General features: G+C 31.1%; 1 protein-coding gene. It reads right to left on the bottom strand.

Annotated features, from left to right (window positions below; all coding sequences use genetic code 11):
* Window positions 1-110 precede the first annotated feature (110 nt).
* Entirely contained in the window at window positions 111-2048 is a 1938-nt protein-coding gene (locus QUH73_RS20620) for a DUF4365 domain-containing protein (protein WP_289532334.1), read from the bottom strand.
* Between the last annotated feature and the right edge of the window lie 82 nt (window positions 2049-2130).

Raw genomic sequence — 2130 nt, 5'->3', positions numbered from 1 at the left:
GACACTGATACCTAATGAACCGCTGTATACGAGACCCGTACGTACAGTGGTGTGAGAGGCGCATTCCGTCGGTTAATTACCGGCGGAACCGTCTACTCGATTATGCCCTGTTATTTTTTAAATATATTCTCAAATTTCCCTTTTTCATTTAATGCACGAACTGTCGGTGGCGATTCATCTTTTTCCACTTTTTGAAGAACCATCTCTACAATTGCCATGAAAGGAGTTATATCTTCAATTCCGTTTGTTTTCTCAAGGTGAGAATACAATTGCAAGACGAATTCTTCTCCGTTAAAGAAATATGCAGTTTGAATAATTGACGGAAGAAGGTACAATTGTGATTTAACCTTAAATGAACATAAAAATGCATTCTTCCATGCTTCAATATCATTGTTCTGAACAAGACCTGCCATTATGAAAGAAAAAAGGGCGTGGTCTTCTTGCGATTTTTCAATTTGAGTAATCCCTAAATTGAACCAAGTTAATCCACTTAATAAATCAAGCTCCAATGTTTTTTCTAATTCCTTTTCAATATCAACATTGCCATTTTTGCTGATTTTTTTAATATCAGCTTTTGCCATTGCCTCAAATATTTTACGAGACTGTTGCTTTATTCCAGTATTTTCAATAATTGTTTCAAGGCTGATGGCTTTTAGATAAAATTCTGCAGATGGATTTTCATTTGAATCTAAATATTCAAAAAATGCAACTTTGGCTTGTTCGTAGGAACCAGAAAACATTAAAGCATCCGCATAAAGAGCTTTTGTTAATCCGCCTGCACCTAACTCAATAGATTTTGCATATAATCCAGACGCTACTTTAAATCTATCCATAAGGAAAAATACTCCCGCTAATTCTTGGTAATAATAGTCCTGTTGCAAATAGATTGGTTCATATCTTTTTGCAGCGATATAATTTTTGACTGATTTAAATAATTCTCCTTTACCTCTATAGAAATTACCCAAATTATAATGTGAAATACCAGTTTGTGTATTATCTTCTTTTTTAATGGATTTATTTAATCTCTTTTTATAGAATTTTTCAATAGCTCTATTTTTGCTCTTACTATTTAATTCTGAGCTAATCAATAAATTTACAGCAGTTAATATTTGTATTTCAAATGAAGATTCACTGTCTAAAATGTCTCCAATTAAATTGAGTGTATTTTTAAAGTATGAACTTTGAAATAAAGGAGGTAATAGTTGAACAAGAAGCTCCTTTTTATTTAGTAATCTGCGGTGTAGGTTGTTTGAGAAAATGATTTTTCCACAATGGTCAATTTGTCCGATTTGTATAAAGGAAGTTGCAACGCCAAGCATTATATCTTTTGCAACTCCAACCGAAAATTCATCTAACTTTCGTTTTCCAATACTGTGAAAAGTGCAACCATATAAGTCAAGTATGCTTATTTTTAATTCTTCATTATCTAAAAGAATTTCAACAATTGAATCTTTTTCGCTGGCATTAATTAAAAACTCAGAATATTCTTTTAGTGCGCTCTTGATTTGAGTCGTTAATATAGCTTTTGAAAAATTATTTACTTTTTGAGATTTAATATTGATTGAATAGGGAATAGGGAAATTGAAATAGCCTGATTTTAGTTTTCTAATATTTTTTAGTCTTCTTTCAATCTTTTCAGAACTGTTAGAATTCCATAAATTCTCTTCGCTCAACTTTATACGAAATGTTTTTGCATCCTTTTTTGCAAAAAACAAGTCTACATTATCAATCCACTTTACATAAATTGAATCATTGAATTCTGAATACCTAACAAGTAAAACAGGAATTTCCAATTTTTTATAATACCTCAAAGTGTCAATATCGAAAGAAACATTAAGTATGGTTGAAGTCTTTTTCGATTCTGTTGCTTTAAGCTGAGCATAAAAGACTATTCCCTGAGCTTTCTCATTTTTGTCAAATAATTCAATTTCCGAATCAATGCCGTAGTCTTTGTCCTTGTCTCTATACACCCACATTTCAGGTAAAATCTCCTGAAATTTTACTCTTGATTTATCTTCTAATCTATGTTGTTTTGGTCTTTTGGGCATAAGTCTCTGTCTGTTTTATAATTGGGCATAACGTAAAAGTGTTTTATCCTTTCGTTTTTTAAAATTAACAAAACATTATTTA

It is taken from the genome of Labilibaculum sp. K2S (genome assembly GCF_030372765.1).
In the GTDB taxonomy this organism is placed as follows: domain Bacteria; phylum Bacteroidota; class Bacteroidia; order Bacteroidales; family Marinifilaceae; genus Labilibaculum.
The sequence above is the reverse complement of the archived record's forward strand: the minus strand, read 5'-3'. Positions and strand labels throughout refer to the sequence as shown.